The 2,712-nt window shown below is 53.3% G+C and carries 5 protein-coding genes; 4 read left to right on the top strand and 1 reads right to left on the bottom strand.

Annotated elements, in window-relative coordinates:
- From RTY00_RS23145 to yciH, 3 genes are all read left to right on the top strand, one after another.
- On the top strand, positions 1 to 106 hold a 106-nt coding region (locus tag RTY00_RS23145), incomplete at its 5' end, for a hypothetical protein (RefSeq protein WP_312666521.1).
- A gap of 202 nt (positions 107 to 308) precedes the next feature.
- On the top strand, positions 309 to 1,016 hold the full coding sequence (gene pyrF / locus RTY00_RS23140; protein ID WP_312666520.1) for an orotidine-5'-phosphate decarboxylase: 708 nt from the start codon (positions 309 to 311) through the stop codon (positions 1,014 to 1,016).
- On the top strand, positions 1,016 to 1,339 hold the full coding sequence (gene yciH, locus RTY00_RS23135) for a stress response translation initiation inhibitor YciH (RefSeq protein ID WP_179450708.1): 324 nt from the start codon (positions 1,016 to 1,018) through the stop codon (positions 1,337 to 1,339). The genes pyrF and yciH overlap by 1 nt, the downstream gene beginning before the upstream one ends.
- A 69-nt stretch (positions 1,340 to 1,408) precedes the next feature.
- Here yciH and osmB read toward each other — a convergent pair whose 3' ends face one another.
- Positions 1,409 to 1,627 carry an osmotically-inducible lipoprotein OsmB gene (gene osmB, locus RTY00_RS23130; protein WP_008106509.1) on the bottom strand — a complete coding sequence of 73 codons (219 nt, stop codon included), beginning with the start codon at positions 1,625 to 1,627 and terminating at the stop codon, positions 1,409 to 1,411.
- 246 nt (positions 1,628 to 1,873) lie between these two features.
- On the opposite strand from osmB, the gene araD reads away from it, so the two are divergent.
- The gene (araD, locus tag RTY00_RS23125) at positions 1,874 to 2,572 is read left to right on the top strand and encodes an L-ribulose-5-phosphate 4-epimerase (protein ID WP_312666519.1); all 699 of its coding nucleotides are present in this window, start codon (positions 1,874 to 1,876) and stop codon (positions 2,570 to 2,572) included.
- Positions 2,573 to 2,712 lie beyond the last annotated feature (140 nt).

Genomic DNA, 2,712 nt, shown 5'->3' with positions numbered 1-2,712 from the left:
TCGTTGCCAGAAATGCGGCTTCACTGCACATGCACTTTACTGGCATTGCCCATCTTGCCGCGCCTGGTCTTCCGTAAAACCTATTCGTGGACTCGACGGCCAATAAATGGCCGTATTTGTATTCTATCTAAAGCTTATTAGTTACAACATACTATGGTATTTAATACTAACACTTCTTCAGCATCGTGCAGCGAGCGGTCAAACAGGCAAGTTCTGGTGGCAGCGTGATTGTAGGCACCGGCCTGCGCAGGTAGAATGCTTGCCGTTTGTCCATCGCGCCTGCGGGTGCCTGTTACTGAGGAAACGTTATGCCTGTAACCACTTCACCTATTCTGGTGGCACTCGACTATCATGATCTCAACAGCGCCCTGCAGTTTGTAGACCGCATTGATCCAAGCCAGTGTCGCCTGAAAGTGGGCAAAGAGATGTTCACGCTATTTGGTCCATCGCTGGTGAAAACGCTGCAGGAACGTGGTTTTGAAGTGTTCCTCGATCTCAAGTTTCATGACATTCCAAACACCACCGCACATGCAGTCGCGGCAGCGGCCGATCTCGGCGTATGGATGGTGAACGTGCACGCCAGCGGTGGCGCACGCATGATGAACGCGGCACGTGAAGCGCTGGTGCCATTTGGTAAAGATGCACCGCTGCTGATTGCAGTCACCGTGTTGACCAGCATGGATGAAGACGATCTGAAAGGTTTGGGCATTACCTTATCTCCAGCTGAGCAGGCTGAACGACTGGCGCGTTTGACCCACGATTGCGGCCTGCACGGCGTGGTTTGTTCGGCGCAGGAAGCCGCGCACTTTAAGCAGGTTATTGGTCAGGATTTCGCGCTGGTTACCCCAGGTATTCGTCCGGCTGGCAGCGATGCGGGCGATCAGCGCCGTATCATGACGCCGCAGCAGGCTAAACTCGCTGGTGTGGATTATATGGTGATCGGGCGTCCGATCACCCAATCCGCCGATCCGGCCGCCACACTGCAGCAAATCCTGCAAAGTTTACAGGAGGCTTAATGGCTCAGGACAATCGATTGGTGTATTCGACCGACAGTGGCCGAATCACACATGAAGAAGAGAAAGCGCCGCGGCCGAAAGGCGATGGTATCGTGCGTATCCAGCGCCAAACCAGCGGACGCAAAGGGAAGGGCGTGTGTCTGGTCACCGGCATCGATCTGGATGATGGCGCACTCGAAAAACTGGCCGCTGAACTGAAGAAAAAGTGTGGTTGTGGCGGGTCAGTTAAAGAGGGCGTTATTGAGATTCAGGGCGACAAACGCGATCTGATTAAAACGCTGCTGGAAGCCAAAGGCATGAAAGTCAAACTGGCTGGCGGTTGAAACAGTTCGGGCCACTTATTAGGTGGCCCGTTGTTAAGTAGATGCGCTGCGTAGCCTGATAATTATATTTTATTTGCTGATCTGGTGGCCGATGATGCCGCCGACAGCTGCGCCGCCAACGGTACCGAGTCCGCTACCGTTGGTCAGTACTGAACCACCAATGGCACCAGCACCCGCACCGATTGCGGTATTACGGTCGCGTTTAGACCAGTTTGAACAGCCGCTCAGCGCGACAACTAAAGTTGTTGCCAGGACGGCAGCAGTAAGACGTTTCATTGTTGTAGTCATTAACTTCTCCTTGATTGTTATCACCGAGGTAACTTTCTAAGTATAGATGTTACGGCGCACTCGGCAGGGTACAACGGTCCTAAACTACAAGTCTGCAATCCATATCTTGTTTAATCATCAAAACCAATCTTCGCCACATATTTACTGCCTTAGCGACTTTCCGCAGCTTTTACAGCCATTCCTTCCATAACGCTTTTCCTCACTGCTCCGCACAATTCAGCTATCACAGTTTGCAGGAGAAAAAAGATGCTGGAAGCGTTAAAGCAGCAGGTGCTGGAAGCCAACCTCGATTTACCCCGTTACAACCTGGTCACCTTTACCTGGGGCAATGTCAGTGCGGTGGATCGCGACCGTGGCATATTGGTGATCAAACCGTCGGGCGTGAAATACGAACAGATGCAGCGCGACGATATGGTGGTTGTCGATCTCGCCAGCGGTGAGGTGATTGAAGGTAAAATGCGCCCGTCATCGGATACCGCTACGCACCGCGCGCTGTATCTCGCCTGGCCAGAGATAGGTGGCATCGTTCATACGCACTCGCGGCACGCCACCATTTGGGCGCAGGCTGGACGCGAAATCATCGCGTTGGGTACCACGCACGCCGATGATTTCTACGGCACCATTCCTTGTACACGTCAGATGAAGCGTGAAGAGATTGAGCAGGAATACGAGTGGAACACCGGGCAGGTGATCATTGAAACTTTTGCGCAGCGCGCAATTGAGCCAACAGCGATTCCCGCCGTGCTGGTCAATTCCCACGGCCCATTTGCCTGGGGCAAAGATGCGCATGCTGCGGTACACAGTGCCGTGGTATTAGAAGAAGTAGCCTACATGGCGCTGCATACCGAGCAGCTGCGCACTGAGTTACCGCCGATATCGCAAACGCTGCTTGATCTGCACTATCTGCGTAAGCACGGTAAAAATGCGTGGTATGGGCAAAACTGAAGTTAATCCACGAACCTTTAGTGCATGTCGCTGAAAACGACAAATTTGCCAGAGGCGCTGGCACGTCTGCTGCGGCAAAAGGGCCATTCGCAGCGCTGAGGCTTTTACGTTGGGCCAGGAGCCTCACGCATGGATGCGTG

The organism is Pantoea sp. CTOTU49201, assembly GCF_032054795.1.
Lineage (GTDB): Bacteria > Pseudomonadota > Gammaproteobacteria > Enterobacterales > Enterobacteriaceae > Pantoea > Pantoea symbiotica.
The sequence above is the reverse complement of the archived record's forward strand: the minus strand, read 5'-3'. Positions and strand labels throughout refer to the sequence as shown.